General features: G+C 65.7%; 16 protein-coding genes. 10 read left to right on the top strand and 6 right to left on the bottom strand.

Features of this window, described 5'->3' with window-relative positions; all coding sequences use genetic code 11:
• The first annotated feature begins 233 nt into the window (after window positions 1-233).
• Entirely contained in the window at window positions 234-1,904 is a 1,671-nt protein-coding gene (gene ushA, locus KW825_RS15635; protein ID WP_218329724.1) for a bifunctional UDP-sugar hydrolase/5'-nucleotidase UshA, read from the top strand.
• A 194-nt stretch (window positions 1,905-2,098) separates the two neighbouring features.
• On the opposite strand, the gene KW825_RS15630 is transcribed toward ushA, so the two are convergent.
• The gene (locus KW825_RS15630; RefSeq protein WP_218291777.1) at window positions 2,099-2,950 is read right to left on the bottom strand and encodes a Tim44 domain-containing protein; all 852 of its coding nucleotides are present in this window, start codon (window positions 2,948-2,950) and stop codon (window positions 2,099-2,101) included.
• Between the two features lie 431 nt (window positions 2,951-3,381).
• Between KW825_RS15630 and dnaB the strand changes: the two genes are divergently transcribed.
• Both dnaB and alr read left to right on the top strand, forming a co-directional pair.
• The gene (gene dnaB, locus KW825_RS15625) at window positions 3,382-4,776 is read left to right on the top strand and encodes a replicative DNA helicase (RefSeq protein ID WP_042654191.1); all 1,395 of its coding nucleotides are present in this window, start codon (window positions 3,382-3,384) and stop codon (window positions 4,774-4,776) included.
• A 173-nt stretch (window positions 4,777-4,949) separates the two neighbouring features.
• Window positions 4,950-6,023, top strand: a complete 1,074-nt coding sequence (gene alr, locus KW825_RS15620) for an alanine racemase (RefSeq protein ID WP_218329723.1) — start codon at window positions 4,950-4,952, stop codon at window positions 6,021-6,023.
• A 283-nt stretch (window positions 6,024-6,306) separates the two neighbouring features.
• Here alr and putA read toward each other — a convergent pair whose 3' ends face one another.
• Window positions 6,307-10,263, bottom strand: a complete 3,957-nt coding sequence (gene putA / locus KW825_RS15615; protein WP_218329722.1) for a trifunctional transcriptional regulator/proline dehydrogenase/L-glutamate gamma-semialdehyde dehydrogenase — start codon at window positions 10,261-10,263, stop codon at window positions 6,307-6,309.
• Between the two features lie 469 nt (window positions 10,264-10,732).
• On the opposite strand from putA, the gene KW825_RS15610 reads away from it, so the two are divergent.
• Window positions 10,733-11,170, top strand: coding sequence for a VOC family protein (locus tag KW825_RS15610; protein ID WP_218291779.1), 438 nt, complete (start codon window positions 10,733-10,735; stop codon window positions 11,168-11,170).
• 155 nt (window positions 11,171-11,325) lie between these two features.
• Here KW825_RS15610 and fumC read toward each other — a convergent pair whose 3' ends face one another.
• Window positions 11,326-12,717 (bottom strand): class II fumarate hydratase, encoded by a 1,392-nt coding sequence (fumC, locus tag KW825_RS15605; protein WP_218329721.1) that lies wholly within the window; start codon window positions 12,715-12,717, stop codon window positions 11,326-11,328.
• Window positions 12,718-12,842: 125 nt separating this feature from the next.
• Between fumC and KW825_RS15600 the strand changes: the two genes are divergently transcribed.
• The 3 genes from KW825_RS15600 to KW825_RS15590 are packed head-to-tail and all read left to right on the top strand — an operon-like array spanning window position 12,843 to window position 15,914.
• Window positions 12,843-13,271: a MarR family winged helix-turn-helix transcriptional regulator gene (locus KW825_RS15600; protein WP_042654187.1), complete on the top strand. Its 429-nt coding sequence runs from the start codon at window positions 12,843-12,845 to the stop codon at window positions 13,269-13,271.
• 38 nt (window positions 13,272-13,309) lie between these two features.
• The gene (locus tag KW825_RS15595) at window positions 13,310-14,374 is read left to right on the top strand and encodes an HlyD family secretion protein (protein WP_218329720.1); all 1,065 of its coding nucleotides are present in this window, start codon (window positions 13,310-13,312) and stop codon (window positions 14,372-14,374) included.
• Window position 14,375: 1 nt separating this feature from the next.
• A complete protein-coding gene (locus KW825_RS15590; RefSeq protein ID WP_218291782.1) occupies window positions 14,376-15,914 on the top strand; it encodes a DHA2 family efflux MFS transporter permease subunit in 1,539 nt (512 codons plus the stop codon).
• A 105-nt stretch (window positions 15,915-16,019) separates the two neighbouring features.
• Here the strand turns inward: KW825_RS15590 and pepE are convergent, their stop codons facing one another.
• From pepE to KW825_RS15575, 3 genes are all read right to left on the bottom strand, one after another.
• Entirely contained in the window at window positions 16,020-16,748 is a 729-nt protein-coding gene (gene pepE, locus KW825_RS15585; RefSeq protein WP_218329719.1) for a dipeptidase PepE, read from the bottom strand.
• A 152-nt stretch (window positions 16,749-16,900) separates the two neighbouring features.
• Window positions 16,901-17,509 carry a response regulator transcription factor gene (locus KW825_RS15580; RefSeq protein WP_218329718.1) on the bottom strand — a complete coding sequence of 203 codons (609 nt, stop codon included), beginning with the start codon at window positions 17,507-17,509 and terminating at the stop codon, window positions 16,901-16,903.
• 1 nt (window position 17,510) lies between these two features.
• Window positions 17,511-19,265 (bottom strand): PhnD/SsuA/transferrin family substrate-binding protein, encoded by a 1,755-nt coding sequence (locus tag KW825_RS15575; RefSeq protein ID WP_371315817.1) that lies wholly within the window; start codon window positions 19,263-19,265, stop codon window positions 17,511-17,513.
• Window positions 19,266-19,684: 419 nt separating this feature from the next.
• Here KW825_RS15575 and dsrO point away from each other — a divergent pair, with 419 nt between their 5' ends.
• The 3 genes from dsrO to KW825_RS15560 are packed head-to-tail and all read left to right on the top strand — an operon-like array spanning window position 19,685 to window position 24,688.
• Window positions 19,685-20,479 (top strand): sulfate reduction electron transfer complex DsrMKJOP subunit DsrO, encoded by a 795-nt coding sequence (gene dsrO, locus KW825_RS15570; RefSeq protein ID WP_218329717.1) that lies wholly within the window; start codon window positions 19,685-19,687, stop codon window positions 20,477-20,479.
• Entirely contained in the window at window positions 20,469-21,581 is a 1,113-nt protein-coding gene (gene nrfD, locus KW825_RS15565; RefSeq protein WP_218329716.1) for an NrfD/PsrC family molybdoenzyme membrane anchor subunit, read from the top strand. The genes dsrO and nrfD overlap by 11 nt, the downstream gene beginning before the upstream one ends.
• Window positions 21,581-24,688, top strand: a complete 3,108-nt coding sequence (locus KW825_RS15560) for a tetrathionate reductase subunit A (RefSeq protein WP_218329715.1) — start codon at window positions 21,581-21,583, stop codon at window positions 24,686-24,688. Before nrfD ends, KW825_RS15560 begins: the two co-directional genes overlap by 1 nt.
• Window positions 24,689-24,741 lie beyond the last annotated feature (53 nt).

The raw sequence follows: 24,741 nt of genomic DNA, 5'->3' as shown, positions 1-24,741 counted from the left end.
GCGGAAAGTATGCCATAACTGCGCCGCTCAGGCTGCCATCCCGGTGCGCGACCCACTCGGCATGACGGGAAAAACGATCGAAATATCAGAATGAGAAAGCAAGTTGCGCAGATGATCACATTTAGCGGAATTTGTGAGTCACCGATGAAAAAGCGTCACATGTTGTTTGTTATATTACCGCCCGACCTAATGGCTTGGGTCGTCCAATAACAAAATAACAAGGTGATATGGAAATGAATTATAAATTTGTCAAAGGAAGTGTCGCACTGGCTGTGCTCGCCGCGCTGAGTGGCTGTAATACCTCCAGCAATGAAAGTGTCGCCCCCTGCAGCGAGAATGTCTGCAAACTCACCGTCCTGCATACCAACGATACCCATGGTCGCTTCTGGCACAATGACAAGGGTGAATATGGCATGGCGGCCCAGAAGACGCTGGTCGAGCGTCTGCGTGGCGAGGCCAAGGCGGCCGGCAGCGAGGTGCTGGTGCTCTCCGGTGGTGACGTGAACACCGGGGTGCCCGAGTCGGATCTGCAGGATGCGGAGCCGGACTTCATGGCCATGAACAGCATTCGCTACGATGCCATGGCCGTGGGCAACCACGAGTTTGACAACCCCCTGACCATCCTGGAGAAGCAGCGTCAGTGGGCCAAGTTCCCCATGATCTCCGCCAACATCTACGACAAGACCAGCGGCAAGCGCTACTTCGACCCCTACAAGGTGTTCAAGCTGGAGAATGGCCTCAAGGTCGCCGTGCTGGGGCTGACCACCGAAGACACCGCCCAGCTGGTGGATCCCAACAACGTCCAGACCCTGGAGTTCCGCGATCCGACCACGGAGGCGGCCAAGCTGGGCAAGCAGATCCGTGCCGACAAAGAGGCGAACCTGGTCTTCGCCATCACCCACATGGGTCACTACGAGGATGGTCAGCACGGCAGCAACGCCCCTGGCGATGTCGAGATGGCCCGTGCGCTGCCGGCCGGCACCCTGGACGCCATCATCGGCGGCCACTCCCAGAATCCGGTCTGCATGGAGCCGGGGACGGTGAACAAGTATGCCGACTTCAAGCCGGGTGACGACTGTCTGCCGGATCAGCAGAACGGCACCTGGATCATGCAGGCTCACGAGTGGGGCAAGTATGTGGGCCGCGCCCAGTTTGACTACCAGAATGGCAAGCTGACCCTGACCAGCTATGAGCTGATCCCGGTCAATCTCAAAGACGCTGGCGGTGCCTTCATTCAGGAGGAGATCACCAAGGATCCCGAGCTGTACAACACATTGCTCACCTATCAGGAGAAGGGTCAGCAGGAGTTGGGCGTGGTAATTGGTTCCACCGACGGCCTGCTGGACGGTGAGCGTGCCAATGTGCGCAACAAGCAGACCAACCTGGGTCGCCTGATCACCACCGCCACGGCGCAGAAGCTGAGCACCGACTTTGCCATCGTCAACTCGGGTGGGGTGCGAGCCTCCATCGCCGCCGGCGACATCAGCTATCGCGACGTGCTGACCGTGCATCCGTTTGGCAACACGGTCAACAAGGCGACCATGAGCGGCGGCGAGCTGGCGACCTATCTGGGCCAGGTGGCGACCAAGACGGTCAACACCGGTGGCTATGCCCAGTTTGGTGGCATCAACATGGCGGTGGATTGCCAGGCCAAGAGCGTGACCATCACCAGCGTGGGCGGCAAGGCGTTCGATCCGGCCGCGGTCTACAGCTTCGCCATCCCGAGCTTCAGCGCGGCCGGTGGCGATGGCTATCCGAAGATCAACACCATCAACGCCGGTCTGGTGGATGCCGGGGTGTTGAAGGAGTATATCGAGGTGAAGAAGACCATACTGGTGGCCGATTATCAGCCAGCCGGCGAGGTGAGCTATGTTAATTCCGCCTCGCTCGATGGCTGTAAATAACGACAGGGTCCTGTACCAATAAAGCGAAAGAGGCAGCCAAGGCTGCCTCTTTCATATTTATGATGTCACCCGGCTCGGCGGTGAGAGATATTGGCGAGATGTCATGGTGGCGCCGAAATAACGCCTTCTGTATTTAGTGCCAATAAAAAGGCGACCCTGAGGTCGCCTTTATCATGCTGGCCGGATGGGAGCGCTTACAGCTGCTCGATACCGGCGATGTGCCAGGGGGCATTGTCCTTGGCCAGGTTGCGCTCGAGGTGCCACACCTCTTTGATGTCCTCCTCGACCTGCTCCTGACGGTCCATGTAGCGACCGCTGAAGCGTACGCTGACCTGGGCCCAGTCGCTGCCGTAGTCGGCGCGCACCAGCTGGGTGTCCACATACATGACTTCGGTATGCTGCTCACCGGTCAACTTGGCACGCTCGGCCTTGAGCTGTTCGAACAGCTCCGGGCTCACGTACTCGCGTACCTTCTCCAGATCGTTCTTGTTCCAGGCCTCTTGCAGGGTGCGATAGTGATCGCGCGCGCCGGACAGGAAGCCATTCATGTCAAAGCCGGGAGGCAGACGGAAGGGCACGTCACTGTCGGCGAAGCCGGTCGCCTGCGGGGCGCCGTGGCTCTGCTCGAACTGCTGGGGTGCGACCGGGGGCTGATAACCCGCATAGGCGGCCTGTGGCTGGGCCGTCGCCGCCTTGTTCTTGCGCAGGGTGCGCAGCAGGAAGACGGCACCCAGGGCCAGCAGGGCGATCAGCAGCATGTCCATGCCCTGCAGACCTTCGAATGCGCCGCTACCCAGCAGGTAGGCGAACAGGCCGCCGGCCAGCAGGCCGCCGAGCAGGCCGCCCATCATGCCGCTCTTCTTGGGCGCCGCGGCCAGGGTCGGGTTCTTACCGTTCACCGGTGCGGCGGTTGGAGCCGGTTGGGCCGGCGCCGTCTTGTAGCTCTTGCCAAAGGATCCGCCGCCACCAAATTTCTTGGCTTCGGCTATGGGTGCCCCGAGGCCAATGGCCAGGATCACGGCAAACAGGGTCAGCATCTTTTTCATTTTGACTCTTTTCACTCTCATGTAGGTGGGGGCATGCTCTGCTTGTGCAAGCTCAGCGAGGCGCATGGCAGGCTGCCGGTCCCTTTTTGTGTTGCAGCTTGCGACTATGATTAACATGGTTGGCATGAATTATTCATGAACAGATTACCCCATCCCGGGGAGCGCAGAGGAGAATCCGCATGAGAAACAGACGGCCGAGTCGCAAGGAGCGCAAGCTGCGCAACAAGTTGAGAGCCAAGGTGCAGGATCAGACGCTGGTCTGGCCCTTCATCGTGGTGTGAGCCCGCCCGCAATCCCATCCAAGTGCCTTGACCGCAACCCAGGGGAGGAGGGTTGCCCCGATCCGAAGTGAATAGCGCGCATTAGCGCTCGCGATGGCGGGGTTTCTTTTGTAAAATTCCCGTCCCCTTCCCGCTGCGGTTTTTATGTGTATGGCAGAGCAAGTGACGGCGAAAAAAGACGCCAAGACACAACAGCTGAAAGTTCCCCCCCACTCTTTTGAGGCCGAGCAGTCCGTACTGGGCGGCCTGATGCTGGATAACGAGGCCTGGGATCGGGTGGCCGAGCGGGTGATCGACAAGGATTTCTACAGCCGTCCCCACCGCCTGATCTTCCAGGCCATGACCCGCCTCACCAACGCGGGCAACCCCATCGATCTCATCACCCTGCAGGAGGAGCTGGAGCGCTCCGAGCAGCTGGAAGAGTCCGGTGGCTTCGCCTATCTGGTGGAGATCGCCAAGAACACCCCGAGCGCCGCCAACATCAATGCCTACGCCGAAATAGTGCGTGAGCGGGCCGTGGTGCGGGAGATGATCGCGGTCGCCAACGAGATCGTCGAGGCGGGTTACGAGCCCCAGGGCCGCACCTCAGGCGATCTGCTGGATCTCGCCGAGAGCAAGGTGTTCAAGATCGCCGAGCAGCGCTCCAGCGCCAACGAGGGCCCGCAGCCCCTGAAGCTGATTCTGGAGCAGACGGTCGACAAGATTGAGGAGCTGTTCAAGACCCCTCACAACGGGGTGACCGGGGTCTCCAGCGGTTACGGCGATCTCGACAAGATGACCGCCGGCCTGCAGCGCTCGGATCTGATTATCGTGGCGGCCCGTCCCTCCATGGGCAAGACGACGTTTGCCATGAACCTGTGCGAGCACGCGGCGCTCACCGCCGACAAGCCGGTGCTGATCTTCTCCCTGGAGATGCCCTCCGAGCAGATCATCATGCGTATGCTCGCCTCTGTGGGGCGCATCGATCAGACCAAGGTGCGGACCGGCCAGCTCGACGATGAAGATTGGGCGCGGCTCTCCTCCACCATGGGGCTGCTGCTGGAGAAGGGCAAGATGTACATCGATGATGCCTCCGGCCTGACCCCGACCGACGTGCGCTCCCGTGCGCGGCGCATCGCCCGCGAGCACGGCGGTCTCAGCATGATCATGATCGACTACCTGCAGCTGATGCGGGTGCCGGCGCTGTCCGACAACAGAACCCTGGAGATCGGCGAGATCTCCCGCTCCCTCAAGGCGCTGGCGAAAGAGCTGCAGTGCCCCGTGGTAGCGCTCTCCCAGCTGAACCGAAGCCTGGAGCAGCGGGCCGACAAGCGTCCGGTCAACTCGGATCTGCGGGAATCAGGCTCCATCGAGCAGGACGCGGATCTGATCATGTTTATCTACCGTGATGAGGTTTATCACGACGACAGTCCCGACAAGGGGATTGCCGAGATCATCATCGGCAAGCAGCGTAACGGCCCCATAGGCCGGGTGCGCCTCACCTTCCAGGGTCAGTTCTCCCGGTTCGACAACTACGCCGGCCCGGCGTTTGATGATGATTACTAAGTAGGGGCCGGTCTGCGCGCTCATATCAGTGCGTAAGTCCCCCCCCAGATTCCAGACACAGTTTTCCCGGTTCGACAATTCTGCCGGTCCGGCCTTAGACGATGACTATTAAGGGATGACACCACTCGGTGCCTGGCGCGCGTGCGCCATCATGCCCTCGTAAGGGAAAACAGATGAAAGCGGCTATTGCCCAAATCGATACGACGGCCCTGCGCCACAACCTCGCCGTGGTCAAGCGCCACGCCCCTTCCTGCAAGATCATCGCCGTGGTCAAGGCCAACGCCTATGGCCATGGCCTGCTGCCGGTCGCCCGCACCCTGGTGGATGCGGACGCCTATGCGGTGGCCCGCATCGAGGAGGCGCTGATGCTGCGCTCCTGCGCCGTGGTCAAGCCCATAGTGCTGCTGGAAGGCTTCTTCTCGAGCGCGGATCTGCCGGTGCTGGCGGCCAACAACCTGCAGACCGCGGTGCACACCTGGGAGCAGCTCGAGGCGCTGGAGCAGGCCGAGCTGCCGGCCCCCGTGGTGGCCTGGCTCAAGCTCGACACCGGCATGCACCGGCTCGGGGTGCGCGCCGACGAGATGCCTGCCTTTATCGAGCGACTGGCCCGCTGCAAGAACGTGGTGCAGCCGTTCAACATCATGACCCACTTCAGCCGCTCCGATGAGCTGGAGCAGCCCACCACCCGCGAGCAGATCGACCTGTTCAGCCGCCTGACCGCGCCGCTCAAGGGCGAGCGCGCCATGGCGAACTCGGCGGGCATCCTGGCCTGGCCTGACTCCCACTGCGACTGGGTGCGCCCCGGCGTCATCCTCTACGGCGTCTCCCCCTTCCCGGATACGGTGGCGGCGGATTACGACCTCAAGCCCGTGATGACCCTCAAGACCCAGCTCATCGCGGTGCGGGATCACAAGGCCGGCGAGCCGGTGGGCTATGGCGCTAACTGGGTATCGACCCGTGACACCCGGCTCGGGGTCATCGCCATCGGTTATGGCGACGGCTATCCCCGGATGGCGCCCAACGGCACCTCGGTGCTGATCAATGGCCGCATAGTGCCGCTGGTGGGTCGGGTCTCCATGGACATGACCACAGTGGATCTCGGCCCAGGCGCCACCGACAAGGCCGGTGACGAGGCCGTGCTCTGGGGCGAAGGCTTGCCGGTGGAGCGGGTCGCCGAGGAGATAGGCACCATTCCCTACGAGCTGATCACCAAGCTCACCTCCAGAGTCTTTATGGAGTATGTGTAGGTCTGGGATCTCGGTTTAGAAGGCAATGAATGGCGGAGACAGGCGCGACCTTTCCCCTACGAGCCCATCACCAAGCTCAGCTCCCGGGTGTTGATGGAGTACGTGTAGGGTCGATTAGCGAAGCCTAATCGGCCGCTGCCATAACCAAGTAAGTTCTCCCGCTGAATGCACCAACAAAAAGGCCGCCCCGATAAGGGCGGCCTTTTTTCATCTCTTTTGATCGCGCGGCCGAGATAACAAGCCCCGCGTCTGCGGGGCTTGGGTTTCTGTCACTGTGCGGTGCTTAGCCTATGGTCATCAGGCTGGCGTTGCCACCGGCGGCGGCGGTGTTGACCGAGAGCGCGTGCTCGATCAGCAGGCGCTCCAGCGGGATGTCGGTCTCGCCACGGTGCAGGCCGTGCACGCCGACGATGGCACCAGGACGGGCGGCGGCGAGCTTGGCCACTTCCCGCAGCTGATCCGAGTCGCCGTGGTGCAGCAGGGCATCGAAGCCAACCTCGCCGTTGGCCCAGTCCGCCACCAGCTGGATGCGGCCCCGTGCCTCGGCCGGCAGGCCGGCTTGCAGGGTACGGTTCTGGGCGTTGTCCTGCCACAGCACTTGCGTCCCGACCGCCAGACAGGCCGCCAGCTGGGCCAGCAGATCGCCCTTATCCTCGGCCAGACAGAGCACCCGCTCCCGTGGCAGCAGGCTGTAAGTGTTGCGCTCGCCGGTGGGGCCGACCAGCACCTGGGTCAGGCCGCTCTGGGCCAGCTCGGCATACTGGTCACACAGGGTCACCAGCGCCTTCTCCTGCTTGAGTGCCCAGTTGCGCAGGGCCTGCAGGGCCGGCTTGGTCGCCTCGGTGCGCTGGGTTGCACCCGGCTCCTGGCGCAGCTGGCTGGCCACCGCATCCTGCGGGCGGGTCGCCAGCAGGCGGTACATGTAGAGCGGGCCACCCGCCTTGGGACCGGTGCCGGAGAGACCCTCGCCGCCGAACGGCTGCACCCCGACCACGGCGCCCACTATGTTGCGGTTGACGTAGAGGTTGCCGACCTTGGCGGTGTTGACCACCTGGGCTATGGTCTCGTCGATCCGGGTATGCACCCCCAGCGTCAGGCCGTAGCCGCTGTCGTTGATCTGCGCGAGCAGCTCGCCGAGCTTGGCGCGCGGGTAGCGCACCAGGTGCAGCACGGGGCCGAACACCTCGCGGCCGAGTTCGTCCAGGCTGTCGAGCTCGATCAGGGTCGGCAGCACGAAGGTGCCGCGGCTGTAGTCGGCACCCTTGTCTGCACACAGAGGGACACGGGCTATCTGGTGCACCCGACGACCCTTGTCCCCCATGGCCTTGATGTGCTGCTCGATGTTGGCCTTGGCCTCGGCGTCGATGACGGGGCCTATGTCGGTGGAGAGGTGCTCGGGGTTGCCGACCTTGTACTCGGCCATGGCCCCCTTGAGCATGCGGATCACCCTCTCCGCCACGTCGTCCTGTACGCATAGCACCCGCAGGGCGGAGCAGCGCTGGCCAGCGCTGTCGAACGCCGAGGAGATGACGTCCATCACCACCTGCTCGGTCAGGGCGGAGGAGTCGACGATCATGGCGTTCTGGCCACCGGTCTCGGCGATCAGCGGTATGGTGCGGCCCTGGGCGTCGAGGCGACCGGCCAGGTTGCGGGAGATGATGCCCGCCACCTCGGTGGAGCCGGTGAACATGACGCCACGGATCCGCTCGTCGGCGATAAGCGCCGCGCCCACCGTCTCACCGCGGCCCGGCAGCAGTTGCACCGCGCCCTCGGGGACCCCTGCTTCGCGCAGGATGCGCACCGCCTGGGCGGCGATGAGGGGGGTCTGCTCCGCCGGTTTGGCCAGCACCGTATTGCCGGCGGCGAGCGCCGCACAGACCTGACCGCTGAAGATCGCCAGCGGGAAGTTCCAGGGGCTGATGCAGACCACGGGGCCGAGCGGCCTGTGGCTGTCGTTGGCGAAGTGGTCGCGTGCCTGGGCGGCGTAGTAACGCAGGAAGTCGACCGCCTCGCGCACCTCGGCGATGGCGTTGCTGAAAGTCTTGCCAGATTCGCGCACCAGCAGGCCCATCAGGGGCTGCAGCTCGGACTCCATCAGATCGGCGGCTCTGTCCAGTACGGCGGCGCGCTCGGCCGGCGGGGTCGACTGCCAGATCTGGCCGCTGGCCAGGGCGCAGGCCAGTGCACCGTCCACCAGCTCGGGGCTGGCCTCGCTCACCTGACCGACGACATCGCGGTGATCCGCCGGGTTGAGCACAGCCTGGAACTCGGTCGGAGCCGCAATCTCGCAACCCAGCATGGGCTGAGCCAGATAACGGTTGTTGGTGCTGCCGAGCAGGGCGGCGGAGAGCGAACCCAGTCGGTGTTCGTTGGCCAGATCCAGGCCGGCGGAATTGGGTCTGGCCTCGCCGTACAGCTCGCGCGGCAACGGGATGCGCGGGTGGGGCAGGCCCAGGCTGCCTTCACGGGCGGCCATCTGCTCGATCTGCTGCACCGGATCCTGCACCAGATCCTGCAGCGAGATGCTGTTGTCCGCGATGCGGTTGACGAAGGAGGTGTTGGCCCCGTTCTCCAGCAGGCGGCGCACCAGGTAGGCGAGCAGGGTCTCGTGGCTGCCGACCGGTGCATAGATGCGGCAGGGGCGACCGAGCTTGCCGTCGGCGACCTTGCCGACCACCTGCTCGTACAGCGGCTCACCCATGCCGTGCAGGCACTGGAACTCGTACTGACCCGGGTAGTAGTTCTGCCCCGCCAGCTGGTAGATGGCCGACAGGGAGTGGGCGTTGTGGGTGGCGAACTGGGGATAGATGGACTCCGGCACAGCCAGCAGCTTGCGGGCGCAGGCGAGGTAGGAGAGATCGGTATAGGGCTTGCGGGTATAGACCGGATAGCCTTCCAGGCCGTCCTGCTGGGCGCGTTTGATCTCGCTGTCCCAGTAGGCGCCCTTCACCAGCCGGATCATCAGGCGGTGACGGCTGCGTTTGGCGAGATCGATGACGTAGTCGATCACATAGGGGCAGCGCTTCTGGTAGGCCTGGATGACGAAGCCGATGCCGTTCCAGTCGGCCAGCGACGGATCGAAGCAGAGCCTCTCCAGCAGATCGAGGGAGATCTCCAGCCGATCCGCCTCCTCGGCGTCGATGTTGATGCCGATATCGTACTGTTTGGCGAGCTGGGTCAGACCGAGCAGGGTGGGGTAGAGCTCCTCCATCACCCTATCGTACTGGGCACGGCTGTAGCGCGGGTGCAGGGCGGAGAGCTTGATGGAGATGCCCGGGCCCTCGTAGATGCCGCGGCCGTGGGAGGCCTTGCCGATGGCGTGGATGGCCTGCTCGTAGGAGGCGAGATAGCGCTTGGCGTCCTCCTCGGTCAGGGCCGCCTCCCCCAGCATGTCGTAGGAGTAGCGGAAGCCCTTGCTCTCGGTGCTGCCGGCGTTGGCCAGCGCCTCGGCTATGGTCTCGCCGGTGACGAACTGCTCGCCCATCAGCCGCATCGCCATGTCGACGCCCTTGCGGATCAGCGGCTCGCCGCCCTTGCCGATCAACCCCTTGAGGGAGCTGTTGAGGCCGGCCTCGTTATGAGTGGCCACCAGCTTGCCGGTGATGAGCAGGCCCCAGGAGGCGGCGTTGACGAACAATGAGGTGCTGTTGCCCAGATGCTGGCTCCAGTTGCCGCCGCTGATCTTGTCGCGGATCAGGGCATCGCGGGTCGCCTTGTCCGGGATGCGCAGCAGCGCCTCGGCCAGGCACATCAGCGCCACCCCTTCCTGGGAGGAGAGGGAAAACTCCTGCAGCAGGCCCTGCACCAGACCCTGACGGCCGCTGGCACCCTTCTGGTTGCGCAGCTTCTCGGCGATGCCGAGGGCCAGCTTCTGGGTGGCCTCGGCCTTCTCCTTGGGCAGGCGGGCCTGCTCCAGCAGCATGGGCACGGCCTCGGTCTCGGGGCGACGATAGGCGGAGGTGATGGCGGCGCGCAGCACGGACTGCGGCAAGATGCTCTCGGCAAACTCGAGGAAGACCTGGATGCCCTGTTCGGTCAGCGCCTCTACGGGCTCCTCACCCGCGGCGGCGGCCAGGCCGGACTGCTCGGGCGGGGTCAGGCCGCGCTCCAGCTGCTCCAGATAGCTGAAGATCGATTGCTTGATCAGCCAGTGCGGGGTGCGGTCCAGGGTCTGCGCCGCCTGTTTCAGCCGGTCGCGGGTCGCTTCGTCGAGTTTAACGCCAAGGGTGGTGGTGGCCATGGGACTTCCTGTGTCGGTACGGTGACAATATTGCCGAATGGTTAAATTTTGACGAGGATGGCGCAACCAGGTGCAACCTGCAAGTTAGAAATTTTAATGCTTTCGCTACATTGCTGAATTTAAAGGAGCCTATCGGGTTGGCGGCTGGGCCCAGTGTGGTGCGGCCGTGGGCGCTTTTTACTGCAAGATGAACAGGTTAATGGCTTGTCTCCCGAATGTTGAAGGAGGTGCAACCCGTGCTGAAGATTGGTTGCTCTTTTCAAGGTTTGCACAGGATGCGTGCGGCGGGAGCCATCGGCCGAGGGTTGCCTTATCGGGGGGCGGGCGCACGGCTGGCGGATGAATGCCGTGCGGATCGGGACCCCATCAGGCTCAGCATGCGTGCCGGGCGAATGCGACTGTGGCAGTTGACTCTTCTATGCTGATAGCTGGCCAGCGGGCCAGCCACATCAGTGACAAGGAGATCACCATGGCACGTGTCAGTACCTATCTCAATTTCCCTCGGGAGACGGAGGCGGCCTTCCTGTTCTACCGGGAGGTGTTCGGCGGCGACTTCAACGGCCCCATTCACCGCTTCAAGGATTCCCCCGGCTGCCCTGGCCAGCCCGCCCTGTCGAAGGAGGACGAGGAGCTGGTGATGCATGTGGAGCTGTCCATCCTCGGCGGCCATGTGCTGATGGGCACCGATGCCCCCGTCAGCATGGGGTTCAATCTGGTGCAGGGCAACAACAGCTACCTCAACCTGGAGCCGGACAGCCGCGGCGAGACCGATCGCCTGTTTGCCGCCCTGGGGGCGGGGGGCAAGGTGGAGATGGCGTTGCAGGAGATGTTCTGGGGGGACTACTTCGGCTCTCTGGTCGACAAGTTCGGCACCCACTGGATGTTCAACTGCCAGAGTAAGACTTGAGTGCTAGCTGCCGGTGCGGAACACGAAAAAGAGGCTCATGGAGCCTCTTTTTTATGCCGCCGACCCCGGCCTCAGCCCGGCTTGCGTCCCACCATCTCGGCCGGCACCACCCAGGCGTTGGACTCCAGGGGCGCTGAACTGGTCCGAGGCGAGGTCTATGGCTTGCGCCCCACCATCTCGGCCGGTATCACCCAGGCGTCGAACTGGCCGGCGCTGACGTGACCGGAGGCGATGGCCGCCTCGCGCAGGCCTATCCCCTCGTGGTGGGCGCGCTTGGCGATCTCGGCCGCCTTGTCATAGCCGATGTGGGGGTTCAGCGCCGTCACCAGCATCAGGGAGTTGGCCAGCAGCTCGTCGATGCGCGCCCGGTTTGGCGCTATGCCGATGGCGCAGTGATCGTGGAAGCTCTGCATGCCGTCGGCCAAGAGCCGCACGCTCTGCAGGAAGTTGTAGGCGATCATCGGCCTGAACACGTTGAGCTCGAAGTTGCCGCTGGCGCCGCCGATGTTGATGGCCACGTCGTTGCCCATCACCTGGGCGCAGAGCATGGTGAGCGCCTCGCTCTGGGTCGGGTTGACCTTGCCCGGCATGATGGAGGAGCCGGGCTCGTTCTCCGGGATGATCAGCTCGCCGAGCCCGCTGCGGGGGCCGCTGGCCAGCCAGCGCACGTCGTTGGCGATCTTCATGAGAGAAGCCGCGAGGGTCTTGAGGGCGCCGTGGCCATGCACCAGCGCATCGCTCGCCGCCAGGGCCTCGAACTTGTTGGGGGCGCTCACCAGCGGCAGGCCGGTCTGCTCTGCGAGCTGGCTCGCCACCGCCTCGGCAAAGCCGGGCGGGCAGTTGAGGCCGGTGCCGACCGCGGTGCCCCCCAGCGCCAGCTCATACAGATGGGGCAGGGCGGCACGCAGATGGCGCTCCCCCTGCTCGAGCTGGGCGACCCAGCCGGAGAACTCCTGACCCAGGGTGAGGGGGGTGGCGTCCTGCAGGTGGGTGCGGCCAATCTTGACGATGTCATCGAAGGCGGCGGCCTTGCTGGCGAGCGCGCTCTTGAGCGTGATCAGGGTCGGCAGCAGCTGGCCCGTGATGGCGGTGACGGCCGCCAGGTTCATGGCGCTGGGGAAGACGTCATTGCTCGACTGGCTCTTGTTCACCTCGTCGTTGGGGTGCACCAGCCGCGCCTCCCCGCGCGCGCCGCCGAGCAGCTCGCTGGCGCGGTTCGCCAGCACCTCGTTGAGGTTCATGTTGGTCTGGGTGCCGGAGCCGGTCTGCCAGACCATCAGCGGAAACTCGGCGTCGTGCTGGCCGCACAGCACCTCGTCGGCGGCGGCCATGATGGCCTGGGCCTTGCGCGCGGCGAGCAGCCCCTGGGCGTGGTTGACCCTGGCGCAGGCGGACTTGATGCGGGCGAGGGCGTGGATGAGCTCCAGCGGCTGGCGCTCACCCGAGATGTTGAAGTGGTGCAGGGAGCGCTGGGTCTGGGCGCCCCACAGCCGCTGCGCCGGGACGGCGATCTCCCCCAGACTGTCTCGTTCCATCCTGATGTCCATACCGATACTCCTGTCGATGAGGTGTCCAATCCCTAGCATGACCACAAACGGCGGCCGGGGCCAGCTTGCACATATGACAGCGGCTTGCTTATAATAAGCAAAGCTTACTATATAGGTTGCATGCTATGAACAAACAACCCGATTCCATCGGATTCCTGCTCGGCGATGTGCAGCGTCTAATGCGTCGCCAGTTTCAGCAGCAGCTGGAAGGGAGCGGCCTGACCCTGGCCCAGGCCCGTGCCCTGGTGCATATCGCCCGCAGTGAGGGGATCCGTCAGGTCGAGCTGGCCGACGGGCTGGATATCCAGCCCATCACCCTGGCCCGCCAGCTCGATCAGCTGGCCGAGAATGGCCTGGTCGAACGGCGCAGCGATCCCACCGACCGCCGGGCCTATCAGCTCTATCTGACCGAGGCCGCGACCCCTTATCTGGCGCTGATCAAGCGGGCCTCCGAGGTGGTGCATCAGCGCGCCATCGGTGAGCTGGGGGAGGAGGCGACCACAGCCCTCTGCCACTCCCTCAAGATCCTGCGTGCCAACCTTTGCCATTCCTGATTTCCCCTTTTCGACCTAATCATTAGCGGAGCGCTTTTATGACCACTGACTCACCCTCCTCCCGTCCCGCGGCCGACCGGCGCCGGACCCGCTTGCTGCTGCTGGTGGTGGTGCCGGCACTGGCCCTGCTCGGGGTCGGCGCCGTCTACCTGCAGGGCGGACGCTATATCGAGACCGACAACGCCTATGTGAAGGCGGACAAGGTGCCCATCAGTACCGAGGTGCTGGGTCGGGTGGCCAAGGTGTTCGTCGACGAGAACCAGCAGGTCAAGGCCGGCCAGCCGATATTCGAGCTGGATCCCGAGTCGTTCCAGGTCGCCGTGACCAAGGCCGAGGCCGAACTCGCCAAGGCCCGCACCGATCTGGTGGCGCTGCAGACCAGCTATCGCGGTCAGCAGGCCGAGATCGCCGTGGCCCGCACCCGCAATGCCTATGCCCTCAAGGAGGAGCGTCGGCAGGCGGATCTGGTGGCCAAGCACTTCACCTCGACCGCCAACTACGATGACGCGCGCCAGCTTACCATCCAGACCGCCCAGCAGCAGGTGGCGCTGGAGGAGGGGCTCAAGAAGATCGAGGCCTCCCTCAGCGGCGACGTGAACCTGCCGGTGGAGCAGCAGCCTGCCTATCGCGAGGCCGCCGCCGTCCTGGCCAAGGCCAAGCTGGATCTGGCCCGCACCACCATCTACGCCCCCGCCAACGGCATCGCCAGCCAGCTGCCCAAGCCAGGTCAGTACATGCTGGTGGGCATGACCGCCATGATGCTGGTGGAGACCGACAGCCCCTGGGTGGAGGCGAACTTCACCGAGACCGAGCTGACCCATGTCCAGCCGGGCCAGCGGGTGGATATCAGCGTGGACACCTACCCGGATGCCCACTGGAGCGGGGTGGTGGAGAGCCTGAGCCCGGCCACCGGCTCCGAGTTTTCGGTGATCCCGGCCCAGAACGCCACCGGCAACTGGGTCAAGATAGCCCAGCGCGTCGCGGTGCGGATCCGGCTACAGGAGGGGGCCGATCAGCCGCTGCTGCGCGCGGGTCTGAGCGCCATCGCCGAGATCGACACCGGCCACAAGCGCAGCCTGCTTGGCTGGTCATTCCGAGGTTGATATGACGACAGCAGGCACAGAGGAGGCCGATCAAGGCACCCGTCGCGTCTTCATCACCCTGTCGGTGATGCTGGCCACCATCATGCAGGCGCTGGATACCACCATCGCCAACGTGGCCCTGCCCCACATGCAGGGCGCCATGGGCGCGACCCAGGATCAGATCTCCTGGGTGCTCACCTCCTACATAGTGGCGGCCGCCATCTTCATGCCGCTGACCGGCTTCATCTCGTCGCGGATCGGCCGCAAGCGGCTGTTCATGTGGTCGGTGGTGGGCTTCACCGTCGCCTCCATGCTGTGCGGCGCGGCCCAGAGCCTGGAGCAGATAGTGCTGTTCCGGCTGCTGCAGGGGATCTTCGGCGCCAGCCTGGTGCCGCTCTCCCAGGCGGTGCTGCTCGATACCTATCCACCGGAGAAGCACGGCTCCGCCATGGCGCTCTGGGGTATCGGGGTCATGGTCGGCCCCATCCTCGGGCCCTCGCTGGGGGGCTGGCTCACCGAGTACTACAACTGGCGCTGGGTGTTTTACATCAACCTGCCGTTCGGCCTGCTGGCCTGGTTCGGGCTCGCCGCCTTCATCGAGGAGACCAGACTCGACGCCAGCCGGCGCTTCGATCTGCTCGGCTTCGCCCTGCTCAGCCTGGGGATAGGGGCGCTGCAGATGGCGCTGGATCGGGGGGAGTCCCAGAACTGGTTCGCCAGCCGGGAGATAGTGATCGAGACCATCATGATGGTGCTCTGCTTCTACCTGTTCGTGGTGCACATATTCACCCACCCTCATCCCTACATAGAGCCGGCCCTGTTCAAGGATCGCAACTTCAGCGTCGGCCTGGTGTTCATCTTCATCGTCGGCATCATCTTGCTGGCGACCATGACGCTGCTGCCCCCCTTCATGCAGGGCCTGATGGGCTACCCGGTGATCGACGTCGGCTACCTGCTGGCACCGCGCGGGGTCGGCACCATGTTCGCCATGATGCTGGTGGGACGGCTGTCGGGCCGGGTGGACGTGCGCATCCTGATCCTGCTGGGGCTGCTGCTCACCAGCTTCTCCATGTGGGAGATGACTCTGTTCAACACCGACATCAGCAGCTGGGACATAGTGCGCACCGGGATCATTCAGGGGCTCGGCCTCGGCTTCATCTTCGTGCCGCTCTCCACCATCACCTTCGCGACCCTGGCCCCGCGCTATCGCAACGAGGGCACGGCGCTGTTCAGCCTGGTGCGCAACATCGGCAGCAGCATCGGCATCTCTGTGGTCATCACCTACCTGGCCCAGCGCACCCAGATGAACCACGAGGTGTTCGCCTCCTACATCACCCCCTTCAACGCGGCCCTGAATCAGGGGATGGGCATGGTGGCGCTGATGGCGCCCAAGGGGCTCGCCATGCTCAACGGCGAGGTGACCCGTCAGGCCAGCCTGCTCGCCTATCTGCAGGACTTCCGCCTGATGATGTGGGTCAGCCTGTGCGCCATCCCGCTGGTGTTGCTGCTCAAGGCCCCCAAGCGCGGCGGCAACAAGGAGGAGATGGTGCTGCTGGATTGAGTGCCGGCACAGTGCCTTGAACACGTGCCCGCGCCGGACGGGAGAAAGCGAGAGGGATGGCCCAGGCCATCCCTCTTTTTTATGCGCTCAGGGCACGAAGCCGCGTCAGACTCTGGGGATGAAGGGGGTCAGTGCGGCCAGCGGGCTGGCGTCCTGATACTCCTGAGTCGTCTCGCCGTGCTTGAAGATCTTGAAGCCCTGGCCGCGGGCGCTCCAGTATTCGATGCTCTCGCCGCTGATCTGCAGCAGGCTGGCCTCGCGCAGGGCCACCACGGATTCGCTCGGGTTGATGGCGCAGAACTCGGCGAGGCGCTCGTCGCGGGTCTCCCCCATGTGGCCGCTGATGCTGGCGTCCAGATAGTGGGGGTTGATCTGCTGGGGGAACAGGCCGAGGGCCGGCAGCACGGCGGCGTTGCACACCGGCATGTCGTTGGTGGTGCGGATGCTCGGGGTCGCCACGTTGCAACCGGCGCTCCAGCCCACATAGGGCACGCCCCGCTCGCGCACGGCGCGCTGGATGGGCACGACCAGGCCGTACTCGTGCAGCAGCTGGTTCAGGCGCCAGGTGTTGCCGCCGCTGATGAAGATGGCGTCGGCCCGGTTGATGGCATCCACAGGATCGTCGAACTGGTGAATGCTGACGGCCTCGACTCCCAGGCTCTCGCCGAGCTCATTGGCCCTGGCATCCCAGTCGCTGCGGATCACCGCGTAGGGGATGAGCAGGATGCGCTTGACCTGTTTGCGGGCGAGCAGGCTCTGCACCCGATCCCGGGCCCAGCCGAGCAGGCCCGGACATTCGGTGGCTTTACCATTGCTCAGAAGAAGCAGTTCCATAGTGACTCCTCGATATGAAAGGCGCAGGGCCGCACGGGCCCCGATTAAGGCAGAGGGGCACTCTAACCCCATCGGGGCAGAAAGTGTGTGATCTCATCGCGTTTTGTGTCGCCGAGTCAGGCGTTGCGCCCGCCTTGGCCGGTATCCAGGCCTCAGGACGGTGCGTTGACATCCGCATAGAGCAGCATCAGCTCGGCCAGGGAATTGACCTCGAGCCGTTTCATCAGGCTGGCGCGGCACACCTCGACGGTGCGCACCGAGATGCAGAGATCCCGCGCTATCTGCTGGTTCTTGTGGCCCAGGGCGATGAGCTGCAACAGCTGGTGCTCGCGCGGTGGCAGGGTCTGATAGACGCGCTGGCGAGCCAGCCGCTTTGCCGCCGCCAGGGTGGCGAGATTGGCGCGCGCTATGGCCTGGAGCAGGGGGGCGAGCTGCACCGGTTTTTGCAGGAAGTCGACGGCCCCCTGCTTGAGGGACTCCACCGCCAGGGGCACCTCCCCGTGGCCGGTGAGAAACAGTATGGCGATGGGACTCTGGGCCGCCTTCAGCCGCTGCTGCAGCTCGGGCCCCGACAGGCCCGGCATGCGGCAATCCAGGATCAGGCAGGCGGGCCGGGCCGGGTCTATGTCACTCAGGAACGCCTCGCCGTCGGTGAAGCAGCTGACCCTCAGATCGCAGCTCTCCAGCATGAAGCGCAGGGAGTCGAGCACGGCCCTATCGTCGTCGACCAGGTAGAGAGGGGATTGGGCTTGGCTCGGCATCTCAGTTCTCGCTGTTGATGGTGGGGGAGGTGGTGGCCTCCTTGCTGTGGATGGGCAGGACCACCCGGGCGAGGCAGCCGCGGGGGCTCAGGTTGCTTAAAGAGAGTTGGCCGCGATGGAATTCGACCACGTCCCGGCAGATGGCGAGCCCCAGCCCCATGCCGTCGGCCTTGTCGCTGTGAAACGCCTGCTGCAGCTGCGCCTGGGGTAACCTCAGGCCGGGACCGTTGTCGCGCACCTCCAGCAGCAGTTGGGCGGGCTCGAAGGCGACTGACAGCTCGACCCGGCCCGGCTCATCCCCCTGCGCCGCCCCCTCGTTCCGCTGAGCCGCGCTCTCGGCCCCATTCTTGATGAGGTTCAGCAGCAGCTGCTCCACCCCGGTGCCATCCAGTGCCAACTGCCGTGGTTGACCCTGCCAGCGCACCTCGAGGGCGACCCCGAGCGGCGCCAGCATCTGCTCGAGCAGGGGCCGCAGGCCGTTCACCAGGGCGACCAGATCCGTGGGTTCGGGCTGGCGCGGACGCTTCTGCAGGCGGGATCTCAGCCGCTGGACTGTCTGGTTGATGCGCTCGACCTGCTGGCCTATCTGCTCGAGCGCCTGGCTCAGCACAGGATCCGGGGTCGAGTCTTGGCCCTGTTTTGCCAGGCGCAGCAGGGCCCCCTGGCTGTAGTTGGCGATGGCGGTGAGGGGCTGGTTGATCTCGTGGGCCATGTTGGCGCCGAGCTCGCCGAGCTGGGCGAGACGCCTGGCCTGCTCGAGCTGGCGCCCCTTGTCGGCCAGCTGGCGGGCCTGCTCATCGAGCCGGCGGTGGCTGGCGAGCAGTCGGCGCTGGCTGCGGCTGAACAGCCGTTGCAGCAGCAGGTGGTGGCCGCCGAGCAGCAGCACCAGCAGCAGGGCGCCCCAGCCCCATTGCTGATGCTGGCGCAGCCAGTGCCGGGCCTCCTGCCACCAGGGGCCCTGCAGGGGATGGCGATCCAGTGCCTTGAGCAGGCGATCGATGCTGAGTTGGCTGGTGGGCACAGTCCAGCCGGCCGAGTCGGCGGCGATGGCCGCCAGGCTGTCGGGGGGCAGGGCAAACAGCGCGCGGGTGACCGCCAGCGCCAGCTCGGGGGAGGCCTGCTCCGTCTTGGCAAAGGACCAGTTCGGGTAGAGCCGGGTCGAGCTCTGGCAGCCGAAGCCGGCCGGCGCCTGGTTGTCCAGCACCCGAAAATCCGAGTAGGCGACCTTGCCCTCCCGCGCCATGCGCTCCAGCTGGCAGACCGGTACTATGGCGGCGGCGACCTCATCCGCCGCCAACTGCTCGATGAGCCTGTCGAGGGGGAAGCCGGTGAAGCGCACGGCGGAGAAGAAGCTATCCAGCCGCACTCCCTGTTCCCCCGCCTCGAAGCGGTAGGCGAGGTAGCCGCCGAAGGCGTTCTCCGACACGGCGGCGACCGGCCGCCCCTTGAGATCCTGCCAGTGTCGGTAGGGGGCATGGGCGCGCACCACCAGGGCGGCGCCGATGGCGAGGTTGTCACCGCTGGCCGGGCTCTTGAGGGTGGCGAGCCAGGCGAGTGGATACTGGCGCGACAGGCTGACCGACTGGCCCGGGTTGGTGATGACGAACGCCAGCCGCTCCTTCGCGACGGCCTCGGCCAGGGCATCGAGCTCCAGCGGGACCAGCTCGAAGCGCCGCCCCGGCACGCTCTCATCCAGCCAGCCCATCAGCGGCTGCCACTGATGGCGAGCCACGGCGAGACCGCGGGTCGCCAGCACGCCGATTCGTACCGGCTCGGCCAGGGCTAGTTCCGGCTCGCTCAGGGCCGGCTCAGATCCGGTCAGGGGCTGCGCCGGCTCGGCCAGGGCGGGGGAGACGCCGAGCCAGAGCAGCAGGGCCAGCAGGGGCCACAGGACGGGCGATGGCGAAGGGGCGTGACGGGACAGAGCGTTCTCCTTGGGCGGGAATGGGGAGGCCAGTCTATCACCTGGGCATCGCCCTGGGCCCGCCTCGGCGCGGTGATGGGGCGGCGAATGGGGCTCCCGTCACAGTTCGGCGGTTATCGGGTCGATTTTATTGCGCTGGATCAACCCGGCTCCCGGTATGTGGAAAACCACAATAGAGACGGCTCTCCGGCCCGGGGACAATCGGCCCAACCCCCTTCAGGGGAAGCCCGCTCAGCAGAAGGAAAGAAGCCATGGAGCTCAGCAAGCGCCGATTGTTATCCGGGATCGCCGCCCTCACCGCGGGGGCGGCCCTGATCCCCGTGACTCAAGCCCAAGTTCAGGCCCAGTCCGTACCCGTCCCCCGCAATGAGCGGGCGGCCATCGGCCGGGGGGATGGTAGCAAGCGCTATGGCATGCTGATCGATCTGCGCCGCTGCGTCGGCTGCCAGGCCTGCACCGTGGCCTGCACCATAGAGAACCAGCCCCCCCTCGGCCAGTTTCGCACCACGGTCAGCCAGTACGAGGTGAGCGACGTGGCGGCCCTCGATTCCCCCGCCTCCCTCTTCATGCTGCCCAGGCTTTGCAACCACTGCGCCGAGCCCGCCTGCCTCGATGTCTGCCCCACCGGCGCCACCTTCCAGCGCGAGGACGGCATAGTGGTGGTCAACAACGATTGGTGCGTCGCCTGCGGCTACTGCGTGCAGGCCTGCCCCTATGACGCCCGCTTCATCAACCATGAGACCAACACCGCCGACAAGTGCACCTTCTGCGCCCACCGGCTGGAGGCAGGGTTGCTGCCCGCCTGCGTGGAGAGCTGCGTCGGCGAGGCGCGCATCATCGGCGATCTCAACGATCCCAAGAGCCAGATCAGCCGGCTGCTGCGGGAATACGAGTCCGCGCTCAGGGTGCTCAAGCCCGAGGCCCATACCCAGCCGCGGGTCTTCTATCTCGGCATGGATGAGGCGTTTGTCAGCAAGATCGACGGCCACCCGGCGCAGCGCACCCTGCTTGGCGATGACGGCAAGGAGATAGCCCATGACCATTAATGAACTGCTGGCCCCGGATCAACCCATCACCTGGCTGCCCTGGGCGGTGCAATATTTCTTCCTGATTGGCCTGGCCTATGGCGCCCTCTGGCTGGGGGCGGCCGATCTGTGGCGCAAGGTGCCGGATCGGCGGCTGCAGACCCTGGCCGCGGTGCTGATGATGGGGGCCGGCCTGGTGGCGCCCATCGCCCTGACCGCAGACTTGCACCAGCCGGCCCGGGCCTGGCACTTCTACGCCCAGACCCGCTTCGGCTCCATCATGTGGTATGGCGCCTACCTGCTGCCGCTGTTCAGCCTGCTCAGCATGGGGCTGGGCTGGCTGCTGATAAGGCCCAACCTGGCCAGGCGTGGGGAGGAGCATGACAGGGTCGCCGCCCTGGCGCGGCTGCTCTGCCTGGGAGGCTGGTCCGGCGAGCGCTGGCGCAAGCCGCTTGCCTTGATGGCGGCCTTGAGCGGGCTCAGCATAGCGCTCTACACCGGGCTCGAGACCATGGCGGTGCAGGCGCGCCCGCTCTGGCATACCCCCTGGTTGCCCTGGCTGCTGGCGCTGAGCGCCGTGCTGGCGGCCCAGAGCGCCCTGCTGCTGCTCAACCGGCTGCTGGCGGGCTGGCAGGGGCACACCGAGGCGGGGCTGCTGCGCCAGATCCGCCCGACCCTTGGCCTGCTCGCGCTCTCCCTGCTGGGCTGGGCCCTGCTCGGCGGCGCCTCGGCGGCTGAGGCTGGCGCCCTCTATCGGCTCGATCCGAGCTGGCGGCTGGCGGCCCACTGGCTGCTGCTGACCCTGGCCCTGCTCGGCCTGTTGCTGCTGGCGGGGCACCGGCTCTCCCCCCGTCTGCAATCCTGGGGGGTGGCGCTGCTGGCGCTGCACCTGGTGTGGGGCCTGCGCTGGCTGGTGCTCATTCAGGGGCAGTTGGCACCGAAATATGGCGCCGGCGTCTATGTCTACCAGATCGCCTGGGGGCCGGCCGGGGTGCTCGGTATCCTCGGCACCTTCGGCCTGCTGCTGGCCCTGCTGGTGGCGCTCTCCGAGCTGGTACGCGTCCCTGCTCTGCCATCCGCCACCCAGGCATCCACCACTCATTCCGCTCGCGAGGCAATCTGATGGATCACAGCAAACGCAAGTTTCTCAAGGGGGCCGCCATCGCCGGGGGCACGGGGCTGTTCGTGGCCGGTTACAGCGACACCCTCAAGCAGGTGGTGAGCGGGGTGGCCACCGGCAGCTCGGGCAAGCCGACCCGGGATCCCATCCACGGCAACTCCCTGGCGGTGGAGTACAGGGTCGATGAGCGGGGGGAGATCCACCCCAACCCGGCCCAGCGGCTGGCCAACACCATGTGCCTCGGTTGCTGGACCCTGTGCGGGGTGCGGGCCCGCATCGACAACGAGAGCGACAAGATAGTGCGGATCCTCGGCAACCCTTATCACCCGCTGTCCGCCCTGCATCACATCGACTTCAAGACGCCGGTCAAGCAGGCGCTGATCGGCACCAGCGGCTATCAGGAGGGGGGCCTGGATGGCCGCTCCACCGCCTGCGCCCGGGGCAACGCCATGCTGGAGCAGCTCGACAGCCCGCACAGGGTCACCCGCTGCCTCAAGCGGGTCGGCCCCCGTGGCAGCGGTCGCTGGCAGAGCATCCCGTTCGAGCAGATGATCGAGGAGGTGGTGGAAGGGGGCGATCTGTTCGGGGAGGGCAGCGTCGAGGGGCTCAGGGCCATCCGCAACCTCGCCGAGCCGCTCGATCCCGCCAACCCGGAATATGGCCCCAAGGCCAACCAGCTGCTGGTGAGCAACGCCTCGGACGAGGGCCGCGACGCCTTCATCAAGCGTTTCACCTTCAACGGCTTCGGCACCCGCAACTTCGCGAACCACGGCGCCTACTGCGGCCTGTCGTTCCGGGTGGGGGCCGGCGCCCTGCTGGACGATCTGGAGAAGAACGCCCACCTCAAGCCCGACTGGGACGAGAGCGACTTCCTGCTGTTCATGGGCACCTCACCCCAGCAGTCCGGCAACCCCTTCAAGCGCCAGTCCCGCCAGCTGGCGGCGAACCGGGCTAGGGAGGGCAAGCCGTTCTCCTACGTGGTGGTGGCGCCCAGCCTGCCGAACACGGTGAACCTGCCGTCCGCCCCCGCCAACCGCTGGCTGCCCATCAGGCCCGCCACCGACTCGGCCCTGGCCCTGGCCATGCTGCGCTGGATCATCGACAACGATCGTTACGCCGAGCCCTTCCTGGCGGCACCCAACGCAGAAGCTGCCGAGCGAGCCGGCTATCGCGGTTTCAGCAACGCCAGCCATCTGGTGATAAGCGACGAGTCGCACCCCCGCTTCGGCCAGATGCTGCACGCCAGCGATCTGGGGCTGCCCCACAGCGGTGAAGCCTATGGCGAGGGGGATGAGGTGTTGGTGGTCGAGGAGGGGAGTGACGAGCCGACACCGGCCGGCCGTTGCGAGCGGGCCCGACTCTGGGTGGCGCGCAGCATTTCGACCCCGGGCGGGGAGTTGGCGGTCAAGAGCAGCTTCCAGCTGCTGGCCGAGGCGAGCCGGGAGCATACCCTCGAGCAATACAGCGCCGAGTGCGCCGTGCCGGTGGCCGATATCGTCGAACTGGCGCGGGAGTTCACCAGCCACGGCACCCGGGCGGCGGTGATCACCCACGGCGGCACCATGAGTGCCAACGGCTTCTACACGGCCTGGGCCATCATGATGCTCAACGCCATGATAGGAAACCTCAACGTCAAGGGCGGCGCGGTGGCGAGCGGCGGCAAGTTCAATCCCTTCGGGAGCGGGCCGCGCTACGATCTGGAGAGCTTCCCCGGCATGGTGAAACCCGCCGGCGTCTTCCTCTCCCGCTCCAAGTTCCCCTACGAGAAGACCTCCGAATATCGTCGCAAGAAAGAGGCGGGGCAGAACCCCTATCCGGCCCACGAGCCCTGGTTCCCGATCTCGGGCCCGCTGCTCGGCGAGCACCTGACCGCGGCGGTGAGCGGTTACCCCTACCGCGCCAAGGCCTGGATCAACCACATGGGCAACCCGCTCTACGGTCAGGCCGGGTTGCACCAGGCCATAGGTGAACAGCTCAAAGACCCCAGGGTGTTGCCGCTGTTCATCAGCATCGACAGCTTCATCAACGAATCCTCGGCGCTGTCTGACTACATAGTGCCTGACACCCTGACCTACGAGTCCTGGGGCTGGGCAACCGCCTGGCACGGGGTCATGACCAAGGTCTCGACCGGGCGCTGGCCTGTGATCGAGCCCAGAGTGGTCAAGACCGCCGAGGGGGATCCCGTCTGCATGGAGTCCTTCCTCATCGCGGTGGCGAAACGCCTCGGCCTGCCGGGCTTCGGCGAGGGGGCGATCGAGGGGGCGGATGGCAAGCTGCATGGGCTCAACAAGGCGGCGGACTTCTCCCTCTACGGGGCGGCCAACGTTGCCTACCTCGGCCAGCCGGTGCCTCCCATCGGCGCTGAAGACCTCGCTTGGTCCGGGGTGGAGCGGATCCTGCCCACCCTCAACGCCACCCTGAGCGCGGAGGAGGCGAGCCGCGCCGCCTATCTCTACGCCAGGGGCGGGCGCTTCGAGCCGGTCGCCAAGGGGCGCGACGAGGCGGGTCAGCCGAGCAAGCGCTGGCCCAAGCCCCTGATGCTGTGGAACCCGGCGGTGGGCAGCCGCCGTCACAGTCAGAGCGGCCAGTTCCTGAGCGGCACCCCGCGCTTCTTCCTGGCCCAGCTCGCCGATGGCACGCCGCTGAGCGAGGCGTTCAAGCCGGCCCAGTGGCCCCTGCTGCTCACCAGCTACAAGTCCCACACCATGAGCTCCATGAGCATCGGCTCGGATCGCCTGCGCCAGGTGCACCCCAGCAACGGGGTGCGGCTCAACGCCCAGACGGCGGCCCGCCTCGGCATAGTGAGCGGGGACAGGGTGCGGGTCAGCACCCCCAATGGCAGCGTGATCGGGCTGGCCGAGTGCGTGGCCGGGGTGCAGGCGGATGCCATCGCCATCGAGCACGGCTTCGGTCACAAGGAGCTGGGGGCGCGGGAGCACTGGATAGACGGCCAGCGGGTGGCGGCCAGCGCCCTGCGCGGCGCCGGGGTGAACCTCAACGATCTGGCGGTGCTGGATCCCAGTCGCCACGGTCGTTATCCCCTGGTGGACTGGGCCATCGGCTCCTCGGCGCGCCAGGGCTTGCCGGCCCGGGTAGAGAAGCTGGTGTAGCGCCAGATGCAAAAAAAGCGGGGCCATCATGGCCCCGCTTTATTTTGCGATGA

The organism is Aeromonas sp. sif2433 (assembly GCF_019218705.1).
Classification (GTDB): Bacteria; Pseudomonadota; Gammaproteobacteria; order Enterobacterales; family Aeromonadaceae; genus Aeromonas; species Aeromonas encheleia.
Note: the sequence above shows the minus strand (reverse complement) of the source record. Positions and strands in the feature narration are given on the sequence as shown.